Annotated in this window: 14 protein-coding genes; 9 read left to right on the forward strand and 5 right to left on the reverse strand. The window is 65.4% G+C overall.

The window, feature by feature from the left end; genetic code table 11:
- Nucleotides 1–46: 46 nt before the first annotated feature.
- Nucleotides 47–1,468: an HNH endonuclease gene (locus tag IEX43_RS11820; protein ID WP_188811250.1), complete on the forward strand. Its 1,422-nt coding sequence runs from the start codon at nt 47–49 to the stop codon at nt 1,466–1,468.
- On the opposite strand, the gene IEX43_RS11825 is transcribed toward IEX43_RS11820, so the two are convergent.
- Nucleotides 1,465–2,352 carry a LysR family transcriptional regulator ArgP gene (locus IEX43_RS11825; protein ID WP_188811251.1) on the reverse strand — a complete coding sequence of 296 codons (888 nt, stop codon included), beginning with the start codon at nt 2,350–2,352 and terminating at the stop codon, nt 1,465–1,467. The genes IEX43_RS11820 and IEX43_RS11825 overlap by 4 nt on opposite strands.
- 70 nt (nt 2,353–2,422) lie before the next feature.
- On the opposite strand from IEX43_RS11825, the gene IEX43_RS11830 reads away from it, so the two are divergent.
- A complete protein-coding gene (locus IEX43_RS11830) occupies nt 2,423–3,019 on the forward strand; it encodes a LysE/ArgO family amino acid transporter (protein ID WP_188811252.1) in 597 nt (198 codons plus the stop codon).
- Between the two features lie 21 nt (nt 3,020–3,040).
- Here the strand turns inward: IEX43_RS11830 and IEX43_RS11835 are convergent, their stop codons facing one another.
- The 4 genes from IEX43_RS11835 to IEX43_RS11850 form a co-directional block, all read right to left on the reverse strand.
- Nucleotides 3,041–3,931 (reverse strand): hypothetical protein, encoded by an 891-nt coding sequence (locus IEX43_RS11835; protein WP_188811253.1) that lies wholly within the window; start codon nt 3,929–3,931, stop codon nt 3,041–3,043.
- Nucleotides 3,901–4,641: a hypothetical protein gene (locus tag IEX43_RS11840; protein ID WP_188811254.1), complete on the reverse strand. Its 741-nt coding sequence runs from the start codon at nt 4,639–4,641 to the stop codon at nt 3,901–3,903. Before IEX43_RS11840 ends, IEX43_RS11835 begins: the two co-directional genes overlap by 31 nt.
- Before the next feature lie 593 nt (nt 4,642–5,234).
- The gene (locus IEX43_RS11845) at nt 5,235–6,494 is read right to left on the reverse strand and encodes an MFS transporter (protein WP_188811255.1); all 1,260 of its coding nucleotides are present in this window, start codon (nt 6,492–6,494) and stop codon (nt 5,235–5,237) included.
- Nucleotides 6,491–6,868, reverse strand: a complete 378-nt coding sequence (locus IEX43_RS11850; RefSeq protein WP_238340650.1) for a MarR family winged helix-turn-helix transcriptional regulator — start codon at nt 6,866–6,868, stop codon at nt 6,491–6,493. The genes IEX43_RS11845 and IEX43_RS11850 overlap by 4 nt, the downstream gene beginning before the upstream one ends.
- 455 nt (nt 6,869–7,323) lie before the next feature.
- Between IEX43_RS11850 and IEX43_RS11855 the strand changes: the two genes are divergently transcribed.
- The 7 genes from IEX43_RS11855 (at nt 7,324) to IEX43_RS11885 (ending at nt 15,596) form a co-directional block, all read left to right on the forward strand.
- Entirely contained in the window at nt 7,324–9,393 is a 2,070-nt protein-coding gene (locus IEX43_RS11855) for a beta-galactosidase (protein WP_188811257.1), read from the forward strand.
- Nucleotides 9,394–9,404: 11 nt separating this feature from the next.
- A complete protein-coding gene (locus IEX43_RS11860) occupies nt 9,405–10,385 on the forward strand; it encodes an ABC transporter permease (RefSeq protein ID WP_188811259.1) in 981 nt (326 codons plus the stop codon).
- Between the two features lie 11 nt (nt 10,386–10,396).
- Nucleotides 10,397–11,296: a carbohydrate ABC transporter permease gene (locus IEX43_RS11865; protein ID WP_202884284.1), complete on the forward strand. Its 900-nt coding sequence runs from the start codon at nt 10,397–10,399 to the stop codon at nt 11,294–11,296.
- Nucleotides 11,297–11,302: 6 nt separating this feature from the next.
- The gene (locus IEX43_RS11870) at nt 11,303–12,934 is read left to right on the forward strand and encodes an ABC transporter substrate-binding protein (RefSeq protein WP_188811261.1); all 1,632 of its coding nucleotides are present in this window, start codon (nt 11,303–11,305) and stop codon (nt 12,932–12,934) included.
- Nucleotides 12,935–12,982: 48 nt separating this feature from the next.
- A complete protein-coding gene (locus IEX43_RS11875; RefSeq protein WP_188811263.1) occupies nt 12,983–13,663 on the forward strand; it encodes a DUF624 domain-containing protein in 681 nt (226 codons plus the stop codon).
- Nucleotides 13,664–13,765: 102 nt separating this feature from the next.
- Entirely contained in the window at nt 13,766–14,503 is a 738-nt protein-coding gene (locus IEX43_RS11880; RefSeq protein WP_229666438.1) for an alpha/beta fold hydrolase, read from the forward strand.
- A gap of 40 nt (nt 14,504–14,543) precedes the next feature.
- Nucleotides 14,544–15,596, forward strand: coding sequence for a S66 family peptidase (locus IEX43_RS11885; protein ID WP_188811267.1), 1,053 nt, complete (start codon nt 14,544–14,546; stop codon nt 15,594–15,596).
- Nucleotides 15,597–15,636 lie beyond the last annotated feature (40 nt).

Genomic DNA, 15,636 nt, shown 5'->3' on the forward strand with positions numbered 1-15,636 from the left:
GTCTGGGCAGCCTCTGATTGTCAGGGGTCGCTGGAAGACTGTGGTTATGGATGGCACCGTTCAGGACTTGATTAGCCGGGTTCGGTGTTTGCCCGTGTCCTCGGACAGTGCCGGGCTGATTGATCAGTTGCGGGGCCTGGAGGAGCTGAAGGCGGCCACTGCGGCTGCGCAGGCGAAAGTTGCTGTGGCGTTCGATCTTGCCCAGCGCCGCGAGCAGGCCAAGGCCGGGATACCGGTTGCGGAGCAGGGGCAGGGCGTAGCGGCGCAGGTTGCGCTGGCCCGGGGTGAGTCGCCGTCCCGGGGCGGCAGGCTGCTCGGGCTGGCCAAGGCGCTGGTGGCGGAGATGCCGCGTACCCTGGCTGCGCTGGATGCTGGCCGGCTGAATGAGTGGCGGGCCACGCTGGTGGTCAGGGAGACGGCGTGCCTGGGCGCGGCGGACCGGTGCGCTGTTGATGAGGAGCTTGCCGCTGATACGGGTACTTTTGCTGGGGCCGGGGACCGGGCGGTGGTGGCTGCGGCGCGGGCGGCGGCGTACCGTCGGGATCCGCGTTCGGTGACGCAGCGGGCTGCCCGTGCTGCCGGGGAGCGGTGTGTGAGCCTGCGTCCGGCCCCGGACACCATGGCGCGTCTGACGGCGCTGCTGCCGGTCGCGGAGGGTGTGGCGGCTTATGCGGCGCTGAGCGCACATGCCGACACTTTGCGCGCCGGCGGTGATGGCCGTTCCCGGGGACAGATCATGGCCGACACCCTGGTGGAGCGGACCACCGGCACCCCGGGCGGTGTCAGTGGGGTGGAAATCCAGCTGGTGATGACCGACAGGACCTTGTTTCAGGGTGATTCTGAACCGGCACGCCTTCCCGGTTACGGGATTGTCCCGGCCGGCTGGGCCCGCGGCCTGGTCACCAGCGGTGGCAAGGGCGGCAAAGCCAGGAGTCCGGGATCAGCTGCCGGCGGCAGGGAGCCTGCGCTGGATGGACCGGAAAGTCCGGGCAGCAGGACGCCCGCCGCCGGCGCCTGCCAGCCCGCAGCCGAAGTGCTTGAGACCGAGCCCGGAAAGCAGGATTTCATGGTGTGGCTGCGGCGGCTGTACGTGGCCCCCGGGGCGGGGGACCTGGTGGGGATGGATTCGCGGGCGCGGTTGTTCCCGTCAGGGTTGCGCCGCTTTATCCAGGCCCGTGATGACACCTGCCGCGCGCCCTATTGTGATGCGCCCATCCGGCATCACGACCACGTGGTGGCCTGGCATGCCGGCGGAGCCACCAGCCTCGGCAACGCGGCCGGGCTCTGCGAGGCCTGCAACCATACAAAGGAAAACCACGGCTGGACAACCGTCCCCCGGCCGGGTTCCAGGCACACCATCGAATACCGGACGCCCACCGGACACACCTCCCACTCAACGGCACCCCCACCCCCCGGAAGCCCGGTGGCTGGTCAGTTGGTGCGTGCCACGAAGCTGGTTCGAACTTAGCTACCCGGGTGTGCGCCGCGCAGTTTTTGGCGGCTGGCCTTGCGGACGGCCTTGGTGACGCGGACGAGCCGTGGTGAGTCCAGGGTCCAGGTCTGCCAGTAAAGGGCCACGTCATGGTGCTCGCGTTCCTTCAGTACTACCAGGGAGCCGTCGGCGAGGTCCGTTCCCAGCTGCAACTCGGGAATCATGCCCCAACCCAGGCCTGCCCTCAAACCTGCAAGGAATCCCTCGGATGAAGGGATGAAATGTGTTGGCGGCGCCTGCTGTACGCCGCGGGCCTTGAGCTGCAGTTGCTGCAGGTTGTCCTTGGCATTGAACTGGAGCATGGGCATGCTCTGCCAGTCCACACCGTTGCCGGCTTTGAAGCGCTTGCGCAGCCCCGGGGTGGACACTGGCAGGTACCGCATATCGCCAAGCCGTTCCACCCGGCAGCCGTTGACCGGTGTGGGGTCGGAGGTGATCGCCCCGAGAACGTCTCCGCGGCGCAGGAGTTGGCTGCTGTGGTCCTGGTCCTCCACATGCAGGTCCAGGGTGGTCTCCGCCCACGTGCTGGCCTCGTGAAGTACGTCCACGAACCATGTGGCCAGGGAGTCGGCGTTGACGGCAACGGGGGTCACTGCCCGGGAAGAGACGCCGTTTCCCAGTGACTCCCAGGTTTCTGCCTCGAGGACCTGCACTTGGCGGGACATACGCAGCAGGACCGATCCAGCTTCCGTGGGAGTACATGGCACGCTACGGCGGACAACCACCAGCCCCACCGATTTTTCCAGTGCCCTGATGCGCTGGCTGACGGCGGAGGGACTGATTCCCAACAAATCGGCCGCAGCCTCGAAAGTTCCCTCGTCCACAATCGCTGCCAGGGCCCGGAGATGCTCGAAGTTCATGAAGTTATTCTAATGGAACTGTAGAATCTATCGTTTGTCTTCATATGAGCGATCGGGCTACGGTCTAGGCATGTGGAGCATTTGGAGTACCGGGCTGATGACAGGCCTGGCGTTGATCATCGCCATCGGCGCCCAGAATGCGTTTGTGCTGCGGCAGGGAATCCGCCGTGAACACGTGGGTGTGGTGGTGGCGCTCTGCATGCTCAGCGATGCGTTGCTGATCCTCGGCGGCACGGCGGGGATCGGTGCTTTGGTGTCCAGGTTTCCGTTGGCACTGGACGTGCTGAGGTGGGGCGGCGCTGCCTACCTGGCATGGTGGGCGGTGCGGTCATTCAGGTCCGCACTCAAGCCTTCAACCCTGACGGCTGAGGCGCCACGGTCCAAGGGATCGGTCATCGCCACCACCTTGGCGTTGACCTACCTGAATCCCCATGTGTACCTGGACACCGTGGTGCTGCTGGGCGGCCTGGCCAACCAGCACGGTCCGGACGCGCGATGGGTCTTCGCGGCCGGGGCCGTGGTGGGAAGCGCCCTCTGGTTCTCCGCCTTGGGATATGGAGCCCGAAAGCTTTCCGGGGTGCTCAGCAGCCCGCGGACATGGCGGATTGTGGACCTGGCCATCGGTGTTGTGATGCTGGCGCTGGCCGTAACACTTGTTCTCGGCTGACATCAGCCGTGCCACACAGCGCTACCGCCTGAATTCGATACGTACCGAGTTGTCGTCCGGGAGCACGATGACCGTTCCGTCCCGCGGTGTCCAGCCGTCGTGCAGGAAGAAGAAACGTCCGCCGCTGAGCACCAGCAGGCGGAGGCCGTCGTACCGGTAGAGCGCTGCGTCCCCGGTTCCCACCTGGACCTCCGTGACCGCAGCCGAACCGATGCCCAGCGGTTTGGGCGAATAAACCTCCGCCCGGGGCATGTACTGGACCCCCTGCTCGAAGTTCAAGGCGAGCCGCCGGCCCACCGCCTGGGCGTAGTCGGCCGTGCCCCAGAAGAGCAGCAGCGTCACGATGCTGAGGATCAGCGTGGTTTCCACCGCCCGCTGCTCGGAGCTGAGGGTTGGTGATGTACGGTCCCGGCCCAGCCGGCGCAGGCGCATGCACCAGGTGGCCACCAGGACGCCTAACGCCATCAGATACGGAGTGAACAGCGCTGTCCGGGCGGGTTCCACAACCGCCAGGACCAGGCTGACGCCCACGAGGAGTCCGCTGAGCAGGGCTGTTATGCCGGCGGCCTTCAGGATGACGGCCCGGCCGCGGTCCTCTTCGATGCGGCGGCGCAGCCAGCGGTCCAGGGCCAGCCAGACGACGCTGGCCGCCAGGATGCAGACGAGCGGCAGGAACAGCGCGTTGATGCTGATCAGGATGTAGTCCTGCACTGCATACCCGAACAGGCTGACGTTCAGGCCCATCTGTGCCGCCTGCGCCTCGGCGCGGGCCCAGCCGAAGTAGAACAGCAGGGCCGTGGCCACCGTGACCGGGGGGCCGATGGCCGAAATGACACCCAGGGCACGGGACCAGGAGGAACGTTCGTCCCCGCCGGCCTCCGTCATGGCGCGGTGCCGGGCGCCTGCGGGCATGTGCCCTGGTCCGTTGCGTACTCGAAGGAAGCGGATCCGCGCACCGGCCAGTCGGCGTCGGCGATGCTGACCTCGGCCGTGGTTGGCTGCCCCGGGTCCAGGAGCGGTGCCAGGAAATAGAACTCAAGCGGATGGTTAGTGTCGATGAAGCTCTGGCGCTGCAGGACCGCTGCGATCGTGGCACCTACGTACACCGAGCGGACGGTCCCGGCGGGGAGGCCGGTGATGTTTCCGGACAGGACGATGGACTGGCCGGGGCAGACCAGGAAAGGAGGGGAGTTGCCTTCGCTGTCCTCCAGGCCCGCCAGCTCCGGCGGGCACGCGGTTCCGCGGCGAGGGGCAAGCTCCACGGAGACGCCCGGATTCTGTTGCCGGACCACAGCTATGGTGCGGAGGATCTCGATGGCGGTGGCGGACCAGCAGTCGCCCTCGAATGGCGGCGGCATCGTGTCCAGCGCAGAGGCTCCCGCATCCCAGGCAGCCTGGTCTCCCGTCAAGCCGAGGCACAGCGTTTTCGCCCCCTCTTCGACGGTGTTGAAGGGTCCGGCGTACTCGGGAAGGGATCCGCAGTCCATGCCCCTCAGGTTCCTGTACCAAATGGGGTCGCCCCTGCCAACCGGGCCGATGGGCAGCCAGTCAAGCACCACGGTCTCCGGTGCGGGCGGCAGGTCAGGGGCGGGTGGTCCCGGCGGCGGGGCGGGCGGCTGCACAGGCGGCTGGTTTGGGGCAGGCGGAGCGGGCGGTTGATCGGGTGGCTGGTTCGGGGCCGGTGGTCCCGGCGGCGGGGCAGGCGGCTGCGCAGGCGGCTGGTTTGGGGCAGGCGGAGCGGGCGGTTGAGCCGGCGGCTGGCCCCGTTGCGACTTTTTGGACTGGCTGCGCTCCCCGCCGAGGGTGGAGCCGCCACCAGAACCGCCGGGCTCGGCGGGCTGGTTCGCTTGCGACGTGCTGTTGCTGGGAGCCGGCTCACCATCGCCGCCGGTTGCCAGGCACGCAGACAGCAGCAGCGCCAGGGTGACCGCCCAGGTGAGGGCGATCGGGCGGCGGCTGCAGGAGTGCATCTCGCACCATCACTATCTGTACTGCCCGGGTTCCAGCCTTGGGTAGGGTCCCGGCGGCCACGGAAGGCATGGACCGTCAGGCGATCATTGCGTCCACTGGAATTAGACCTTCCAGGCGTTACAGCGGCGTTACTGCCGGCGGACAGCGAACGACGGCGGTGCGGGCCGCCGAAGCAGCCCCACCAGGGGTGCCTCCAGGGCGGAGTCCGCAGCGCCGTCGTCGTCCGTTGGCTGGTTGCGTTGCCCTAGAGGGCAGGCTCGCGCCGCCGCCGGAACACCATGCGGAGGTTGTCCCGGAAGCTCAGGCTGCTCCGCCGGCTCACCACGGCCACGGCGGCCACGGCCGCCAGCAGCACGATGATCCCGCCTGCCGCCACGGCCCAGCGCGCGCCGAACTCCGAGCCGATCCAGCCCATCAGCGGAGCGCCCACGGCGGTTCCGCCCTGGAGCACGGCAAGGTACAGGGCCAGCACCCGTCCGCGGAACTGGGGCTCCACCGAGAGCTGGATGCTCGTGTTGCAGCTGTTCAGGAAGGTGATTGAGGCCAGGCCCACCGGGATCAGGACTGCGGCAAACAGCCAGAACGACGGCGACACGCTGCCAAGGAGGGTGAAGGCGCCAAGCCCGAGCGCCCCGCCCAGCAGGAACCTCAGCCGGGGACCGGCCCTGCGTGCGGCAAGGAGCGCCCCGGCCAGGGTGCCCACCGCCATGATGGAGCCCAGCAGACCGAATTCGCCGGCGCCCACCCCGAACTCGGTGGTGGCCATGAGCGCGTTGATGATGGGGAAGTTCATCCCGAACGCGCCGAGGATGCCCACCAGGACCATGATCAGCACCAGGTCCGGCCGGTTGCGCACATAGCGGACGCCTTCCGCCACCTGGTGCTTGCCCCTGCTGGCCGGCGCCGCAGGTGAGAGCTCCGAGGCCCGGATCCGGAACAGCGAGATGATGACCGCGCCAAAACTGGCGGCGTTGAGCAGGAACACCGGCCCCGTTCCCACCCAGGCAATCAGCAGGCCCGCGATGGCAGGGCCGGTAAGCCTGGCCGTGTTGAAGGACGCAGAGTTCAGCGCCACCGCGTTGGCGATGTTGTCCTGGCCTACGAGTTCTGAGACGAAGGCCTGGCGTGAGGGTGCGTCCACGGCGCTGGCAATTCCAAGGCAGAGGGCGGCCACGTACGCGTGCCACAGTTCGGCGGTACCGGTGACCACCAGCAGCCCAAGCGCCAGGCCGGTCAGGCCCATGGCCACCTGTGTCCACAGCAGGATCACCCGTTTGCGGTAGCGGTCAGCCAGGACTCCTCCGTACGGTCCGAGGAGCAGCATGGGGAGGAACTGCAGGCCCGTGGTGATGCCGACGGCGGCGCCGGAGTAGTTGGTGAGGACGGTCAGCACCAGCCAGTCCTGGGCTATCCGCTGCATCCAGGTGCCGATGTTGGACACCAGCGCGCCGCTGGCCCAGATCCGGTAGTTCCGGTTCTCCAGGGCCCGGAACATGGCGCTCATGTGCCGCTCATTTCCTGCATGATGTGCGCCGCGCGGCTTAGGACCTGCCGGTCCTCTTCGCTCAGCCCGGCCACCCGCTGCGCCAGCCATGCCGTCCGCTGGTTCCGGGCCTCGGCCAGGACTGCCCGGCCGGCGTCGGTGATGTCCACGCGGACCTGGCGGCCGTCGTCGGGGTTTGCCGCCCTGGACACGAAGCCCTGGTCCGCGAGCGCGTTGACGATCCGCGTCATGGACGGGGCCTGCACATGCTCGCTCTCGGCCAGTGCGCGGAGGGTACTGGGACCGTTGCCGTTGAGCAGGGCCAGTACCGTGTACTGCCCCGGGGTGATGGCGTCCCCGGTGGCCTCGACGCGGAGCCGCCGCGAGGTGCGCATCACGGCCGTGCGGAGATCGATGGCCAGGCTGTCCGGGCTGGTCGATCCGGTGGTTCTGGGGTGCTGGGTGTCGGTGGTGGTCACGCCGGGGTTGCGCCTCCTGAAATACTTAGCACTGCTAATTAGTCCCGCTAATAAGTATGCTCCCGTTCCCGGCCTCCGGCAAGGAAGTGTGCTTGGACTAACAGCCTTCCAGGGCCTTCCGATAGTTTCCATGTTCAACAGGAAAGGCCGGGCCGCGGAGTTCTGCCGGCCGGTCGGTGGCGCACCAGACCAGAAAATCCGGCATTGACCTGCGCATGGTCTGCCCGGAACGGATTCCGCTCCTCCTGCGGGAGGGTGCTGTCACTTCACGCGAGGCTGTTGTTATTGCTGAAACTTTACGATAGTTTCTACGTGTGATGCAGGTCGCAACGGTGGGGAGCCGGCGGCCACTTGCCTACCAAAGGACAATGATGACCAGCGAGCCTCGCGCCAGCACCCCCGAAACCCGCCTCAAACGCCTGCACGAGAGGCTGGGCGGTATAGCCTACGGCGGGGACTACAACCCGGAGCAGTGGCCCCGCGAGGTGTGGCAGGAGGATGTCCGCCTCATGAAGGAGGCCGGCGTCAACCTGGTCACCCTGGCTGTCTTTTCCTGGAGCCGGCTGGAAACCGCGGACGGTGTCTATGACTTCGGCTGGCTGGACCAGATCATGGACCTGCTGCACACCAACGGCATCGGCGTGGACCTTGCCACCCCTGACGCCGTTCCGCCGGCCTGGCTCGTTGCCCAGCACCCGGACATCCTTCCGGTCCTGGCGGACGGCACCACCTTCGGCTTCGGGTCCCGCCAGCACTTCGACGTCTCCCACCCCGCATACCGGGAGAAGTCCCTGGCCATGGCCGAGAAGATGGGGGAGCGCTACGCCGGCCACCCCGCCCTCTGCATGTGGCACGTCAACAACGAATACGGGCCCGTCTCCTATGGCCCCCATGCGGACCGGGCCTTCCGTGCATGGCTGCAGCAGAAGTACAGCAGCCTGGACCAACTCAACCAGGCCTGGAGCACGGATGTCTGGGGCCAGGTCTACTCGGACTGGTCCCAGGTCAACGCCCCCGCCCAGCCCCGCACCTGGTCCAACCCCTCCCGGCGCCTGGACTACCACCGCTTCACCTCGGACAGCATGCTGGAGCACTACAAAGCCGAACGGGACATCCTGCGCCGGCACACCCCGGACCTGCCCATCGTCACCAACTTCATGCGCTTCTACAAGAACAACGACTACTGGGCCTGGGCCGCGGAGGAAGACGCCGCCGCCCTGGATATCTACCCGGACCCGCGCGAGGAAGACGCCCACGTGGCCGCCGCCCTCAACTTCGACCTGATGCGCTCGCTTCGGAAGGGCCAGCCTTGGCTGGTCATGGAACAGGCCACCGCAGCGGTGAGCCAGTGGTCCGTCAATGTCTCCAAACTCCCCGGCAAGATGCGGCTGGGCTCCTACCAGGCGATCGCCCAGGGCGCGGACTCCATCCTCTTCTTCCAGTGGCGCCAGGCCAAGGGCGGCACGGAGCGCTTCCACTCCGGCATGGTCAACCACGCCGGGCCCAACACCCGCGTCTTCCGGGAGGTGTGCGAACTGGGCCGGGAGCTGAAAGAGCTCGGCGGGGTTACCGGCACGCGGTCCGCCGCCAAGGTGGCCATGGTGTTCGACTGGGACTGCTGGTGGGCCCTGGAACTGGGCAACTCGCCCCGCTCTGACCTGAACTACACCCAGGAAGTCCTCCGCCTCTACCGGCCGTTCTTCGAGGCGAACATTCCGGTGGACTTCGTCAACACCGCCTCAGACCTCAGCCAGTACGGCCTGCTGGTCCTGCCGGCGTCGTACCTCCTTTCAGACGAGGCCGCGCAGCGGATCGAGGACTACGTTGCCGGCGGCGGCCGCCTGGTGGCCAGCTACCTCTCCGGCATCGTGGACCCGGACAACACCATCCGCCTGGGCGGCTACCCGGGCGCCCTCCGGAACGTCCTCGGTGCGTGGAGCGAGGAGATGCACCCGCTGGCCGGCGAGGGCGAGGAAGAAAAGCTTACAACGGCCGACGGCGGCACGGCCTCGGCCAGCTACTGGACTGAGCACCTGCACGCCGAAACAGCGGACGTCCTGGCGAGCTACGCGTCGGGACGGCTTGCCGGCTCACCCGCTGTCACCTGCAACACTTTCGGCGAGGGCACAGCCGTCTATCTGTCCGCCCGGGTGGACGGCGCCTTCCTGGAGGAGCTGCTGGCGGCCGAGCGCGCTGCTGCGGGAATCCGCCCGGAACTTGACGCTCCGCTGGGAGTGCAGGTCCGCCGTCGTACGGGCAGCGGACGCAGCTACCTGCTGGTCCTGAACCACAACGACGCCCCGGCCCGCGTGGAGATCAAGTCCGGCGGCATCGACCTCCTCACCGGCAACGCCGTCCAGGGAACCGTAGAGCTCGCTGGCTACGGCGTCCTGGTGATTGAAGAACCCACAGAATCCATCACCGCAGAAACCGCCCGATAGGAGGCCCCACCATGGCCCTGCGACTGGAAGTACCTCCCGAGGCGGTCACCCCGGACCCGCCCGGCGCCACCCGGAACCGCCGCAACAAACCCGGCAGCTGGGGGCTGGCCCTGACACGGGACTGGCGGCTGTACACCCTGGTGCTGCTGCCGCTGGCGTACTTCGCCGTGTTCCGCTACCTGCCCATGGCCGGCAACGTGATCGCCTTCCGGCAGTTCCAGCCCGGCGGCAGCATCTTCGGCGAGAAATGGGTGGGGCTGAAATACGTCACCCTGTTCATCAACGATCCCAGCTTCTGGCAGGCGTTCCAAAACACCATCATCCTGGGCGTGCTGACGCTGCTGTTCTGCTTCCCCATGCCCATCATCTTCGCGCTGATGCTCAACGAGCTGCGCTCGCAGAAGTTCAAGAAGTTCGTCCAGACCGTGGCGTACCTGCCGCACTTCATGTCCGTGGTGATCATCGCCGGCATGATCCTGCAGAACTTCTCCATGACCGGCACGGTCAATCAGATCGCCAACACTTTGTTCGGCACCACGGTGAACTTCACCCAGGACGCCGGCTGGTTCCGGCCCATGTACATCAGCTCCGAGGTGTGGCAGACCATGGGCTGGGGCGCCATCCTCTACCTCGCCGCGCTGACCCGCGTGGATGAATCGCTGTACGAGGCCGCCCGGATTGATGGTGCCAACCGCTGGCAGCAGACCTGGCATGTGACGCTGCCGGCCATCAGGCCCACCATCATCACCCTCCTGATCCTGAACATCGGCACGTTCATGGCCGTGGGCTTCGAAAAGATCCTCCTGATCTACAACCCGCTCAACTACGCAACCTCCGATGTCATCTCCACCTACCTGTACCGGGTGGGCCTGGAGTCCAGCAACTTCAGCTACGCCGCGGCCATCGGCATGTTCGAATCCGTCATCGGCCTCACGCTGATCCTCTCCGCCAACGCCATCTCCAAGCGGCTGGCCGGAACGAGCCTGTGGTGAAAGGGCCAACCATGAAAGAAACCGGCGTCCTGCTCAAGGACATGAAGGTCTCCCGCGGCATGCGGGTGTTCCGGATGTTCAACCTGGTGTTCCTGCTGGTGGTGGTGTTCCTGACCCTCTACCCGTTCCTGAACATCATTGCCCAGAGCTTTTCCAGCGAAGGCTTCATCAACGCGGGCCAGGTCAACCTGTTCCCCATGGGGTTCAACACCGAAACATACAAGCTGATCCTGGCCGACTCCACCTTCTGGAACAACTACAGCAACACGATCCTGTACACGGTGGTGGCTACGGCCATCTCCATGGTCCTGACCACCAGCTTCGCCTACGCCATCGCCAAGAAGGACCTGAAAGGCCGCAGCGTGTTCATTGGCATCGCGGTGTTCACCATGTTCTTCAACGGTGGCCTCATTCCCAATTACGTGCTGATCAGCTCGCTGGGCATGCGGGACACCCTGTGGGCCGTGGTGCTGCCCAATGCCATCAGCGTGTTCAACCTGCTCATCATGAAGTCGTTCTTCGAGAACATGCCCCGGGAGCTGGAGGAGGCCGCCGCCATTGACGGGCTGACCCAGTACGGTGTGCTGTTCAAGGTGGTCCTTCCCCTGAGCAAGGCGATCGTGGCCACCATGGTGCTGTTCTACGCCGTGGCCAACTGGAACTCCTGGTTCCAGGCCTTCCTCTATCTGGACAACCCGGACCTGTTCCCGGTGACCATCTACCTGCGCAACATGATCGCCGGTGTAACCACCGCGGACTCTGCCGGCGGCACGGCCGAGAACCTGGGCCAGATCGCGGCGAACATCCAGTCGGTCACCATCGTCCTCACCGTCATCCCCATTTTGTGCGTCTACCCCTTTGTCCAGAAGTACTTCTTCACCGGCGTCATGCTCGGTTCCGTCAAGGAATAACCCCTTATGAAAGGAAAACTTATGATCCGCAGACGAGAGTTCCTCGGCCTCTCCGCCCTCGCCGCCTTCGGCCTGGTGGCGGCAGGCTGTGACTCCGATTCAGGCGCCAAGGTGGATACCTCCAAGGCCCGCACCGGAGCTATGGACAGCTTTGGGGTGGGGGATACGTTCAAGGCGACGGCGCCGGTGAGCTTCACCTTCCTCTTCAGCGACCAGCCCTCGTACCCGTTCAAGAAGGACTGGCTGCTGTTCACCCAGATGGCGAGCGCGAACAACGTCACGCTGGAACCCACCATCGTCCCCAGCAGCGATTACGAGCAGAAGCGCAGCCTGCTGATCAGCTCGGGCAACGCCCCGGAAATCATCGCCAAGACCTACCCGGGCCAGGAGAGCGCGTACGTCTCCTCCGGGGCGGTCCTGCCGGTCAGCGACTACGTGGACCTGATGCCGCACTTCCAGGACAAGGTGAAGAAGTGGAAGCTCGAACCTGAGATTGCCGGGCTCACGCAGGAGGACGGCAAGTATTATGTGCTGCCCGGGCTGCACGAGGAGCTGTGGCCGGACTACACCCTGGCGTTCCGCACCGACATCCTGGAGAAGGAAGGGATCACGGATCCAAAAACCTGGGACGAGTTCCGCGAGGTGCTGCGCAAACTGAAGAAGGCCTACCCGGACGTGGTGCCGTTCTCCGACAGGTTCAACGGCAACAGCGTGCTGAACATCGCCGGCAACGCGTTCGGCACGGTGGCGGGCTGGGGCCTGGTGGACGGGCTGAACTTCGACGAATCGAAGAAGGAGTTCGAGTTCGCCGCCGGAACCTCCAGGTTCAAGGAACTGGTGACCTACTTCAACTCCCTGGTCTCCGAGGGCCTGATGGACCCCGAAAGCTTCACCCAGACGGACGACTCCGCCATCCAGAAGTTCACCTCCGGCAAATCGTTCGTGATCAGCGCGAACTCGCAGAACATCATCACCTACCGCACATCCATGGAGCAGTCGCTGGGCAAGGGCAACTTCACCGTCCGCAAAATCACCGTCCCCGGTGGGCCCGCGGGGGATATCATCGGCGGCTCGCGGCTGGAGAACGGCATCATGCTCAACTCGTCCGTGAAGGACAAGGACACCTTCGTGGCGCTCATGCAGTACATCGACTGGCTCTTCTACAGCGATGCCGGGCAGGAGTTCTCGAAGTGGGGTGTGGAAGGCACCACGTTCACCAAGGAAGGCGGGAAGCGCGTCCTCGCCAACGACATCAATTTCCAGGGCCTCAACCCGGCCGGCACCAAGGACCTGCGGGTGGAATACGGGTTCTCCGGCGGCAACTTTGCTTACGGCGGCACCACGGACCTGCTGCACTCCACCTTCAACGAGGAGGAGCTCGCGTTCCAGGAGGCCATGAAGAGCAAGACCCCGAAGCCGGTGTCCCCGCCCGTGCCGTTCAGCGACGTGGACCGCGAGCAGGCCACCCTGGTGCTCACCCCGCTGAAGGACCACGTCAAGCAGAACACCCTGAAGTTCATCACGGGGCAGCGGAGCCTGGGCGAGTTCGACGCCTACCTCAAGGAACTGGACAGCAAGGGCATGTCCAAGTACGTAGAGTTGGCGAACAAGGCGTTCACGGCTTACGAGGCCAAGTAGGAAGTACGACGGCGCCGGCCGCCCTGGCCGGCAACCGAAAGGCAGTGCGTGGTTCAGAAAAAAACGGAATACGGTGCCGGCCCCCTGTTCAGGGCGGCCGGCACCGTGGCCGGCGTGATGATGGGCCACGCGCTGCTGGTGCTGGCCAACGTGCTACTGGTGGTAACGCCACTGCTGGGCAACTGGCTCCTGGTGCTGCTGGCCTTCGTCCCGGTTGGCCCGTCCCTGGTGGCTGCCATGTACGCGTTCAACCGGCTGCTTGCCGGCCATGACACCGGGGTGTTCCGCGACTTTGTGCGGGGCTACCGGATGAACTTCGTGCAGGCCCTGATGGTGTGGCTGCCATACCTGCTGGTGCTGGCCGTGGTCACCTTGAACCTGGCCGGGCTGCCGCTCATCCCCGGCGCCGGGCCCGGCGCTGAACCGGCCATCCGGGTGGCGCTGCTGGTCCTGGGACTCCTGGTGGCAACGGCGGCACTGCACGCGTTGCTGCTGCTGTCCAGGTTCACCTTCCCGGTGCGGGACATTTACCGGTTGTCGCTGTACAGCTTCGGTGCGCAGAAGAGGGTGGCGCTGGGCAATGCCGGCATTCTCTTTGTGGCCGCGTTCCTGCTGCTGATGTCCACCACCTACCTGATGCTGGTGGCTGCCGGGGCCCTGGTCTTCCTCGTATGCCTTAACTCCCGGCCCCTGCTGCGGTTCATCGAGGACAGGTTCACCAAACGCTGAAAGATCAAACTGGCCTGTAGGCTCTGGTCAGTGATTGCTCAAGTCTTAGGAGAAGGCCTTCCGCTCGTAGTAATCCACGGATTCGGCGTTGATCATCGGATCATGCTGCCGTTGGAGGACGTTATCGATGAGTCCGGATGGCAGCGGATCTATATCGATCTGCCGTGGGCCGAGGGGAATGCTGACGCCAACGTCTCCAGCGCAGACCACGTCGCGCAAAGCGCTCTGAACGATGTCCATGAGTTTCTTGGAGACCGGCCGTTCGCCGTGATCGGCAACTCCTTCGGAGGCATGATTGCCCGGCACGTAGCCCACCTGCTTCGAGATCAGGTTCTTGGCTTGGCTACTCTTGCGGGCGTGTACGAGCCGACCCATCAGGCTCGCAGCCTTCCCCGCCGGCAGGTTGTCCGGGAGGACCCTGCTGTCCTGGCTTTGGCTGGCCAGGTGCGGGATGACTACGAGGAGATGACGGTCGTCCAGAGTGAGGCCACGTTGGAGGCATTTACCCGGTATGTCCTGCCTGGTCTTCGCGGAGCGAACCAAGCAATCCTCGAACGGGTGGCGGCGGAGTATGGGCTCTCTGTCGAACCCGAGGTGGCACACCCTGTTCCCTTTGAGGCGCCGTCGTTGCACCTTTTCGGGCGTCAGGACCATGTCACTGGCTACGAGGATGGGTGGAAACTGCGCAACCACTATGTCCGGGGCACCTACGCGGTGCTCGACGCCGCTGGCCACAACGCCCATCTTGAACGGCCGGACCTCACTGCCGCGCTGGTGAATGATTGGCTCGTACGGAGCAATGAAAGCGTTGCAATTCCCCATAGCCTCAGACTTTCATAGTTCCGGAGCTGTGGCTTTTCCCTTGTGTTTGAATGGCGGGATGGACAAAAGGGGATCCACCGGACCGGCACCAAAACTCCGTAAGGGTGACCGCGTGGCGATTCTGTCGCCGTCATTCGCCGCTCCCGGCTTCGCGCCAGCAGTTCACGAGCAGGCCATGAATCGGCTCGCCGACGCGACCGGCCTCGTGCCAGTGGAATTCCCGACGACCCGCCGACTCGGCGCAACCGCTGAAGACCGTGCCGCTGATCTCAACTCGGCATTTGCTGATCCAAGCATCCGGGCAATCCTCGCCACCATTGGCGGTGATGACCAGATCACTGTCATCCCTCATTTAGACTCCGGTCTTGCCCGTGCCGATCCCAAGATTTTTCTTGGATACAGCGACAACACAAACCTGCTGAACTGGCTCTGGTCACACGGCATAGCTAGTTTCTACGGTGGTTCCACACAAGTTCATCTCGGTCCCGGCCCCGGCATTGATGAAATCCACCTCACCTCCCTGAAAGCTGCCCTTATGGACGGCGGTGAGCTCACGATTACCGATCCGGGTGTTTCCGAGGACTTCGGCAGGGATTGGCGTGACCCCAAAGCCCTTGTCGAATTCGGAGAACGGGAGCCCACCGAGCCGTGGGCGTGGGCCGGGCCGGAGCGGCAAGTATCGGGGCCGACCTGGGGAGGATGCCTAGAGGTCATCGACGAGCTCGCGCTGGCGGATCGGCTGCCGCCGGTTGATGCGCTGCACGGATCCATCCTGCTGCTGGAAACCAGTGAGCTGATCCCACCTGCCGACTGGGTGAAGCGGTGGGTCCGCTCACTCGGGGAGCGAGGCATCCTCAGCGCGGTCAGCGGGGTTCTCGTCGCCAGGGCACCAACCAGCAACTTCGAGCACCGGCCGGCACTCGAGGAACGCTCCCGCCTGCGGGCCGCCCAGCGCGACGCGGTGATTGCCGAGGTCACCCGGTATAACCCGGAGGCCGTCATCTGTGTCGGGGTCCCTTTCGGCCATACCCGGCCCCAGTGGATACTGCCCTACGGCGGAGAAATCACATTGGACGGATCAACCCGCACGGTCAGCGCTCTCTACAGCTGACCACCCCTGGGCAGCAGCCAAGGACAATCTTCGGCACATC

This window comes from Pseudarthrobacter polychromogenes, from assembly GCF_014644495.1.
Lineage (GTDB): Bacteria > Actinomycetota > Actinomycetes > Actinomycetales > Micrococcaceae > Arthrobacter > Arthrobacter polychromogenes.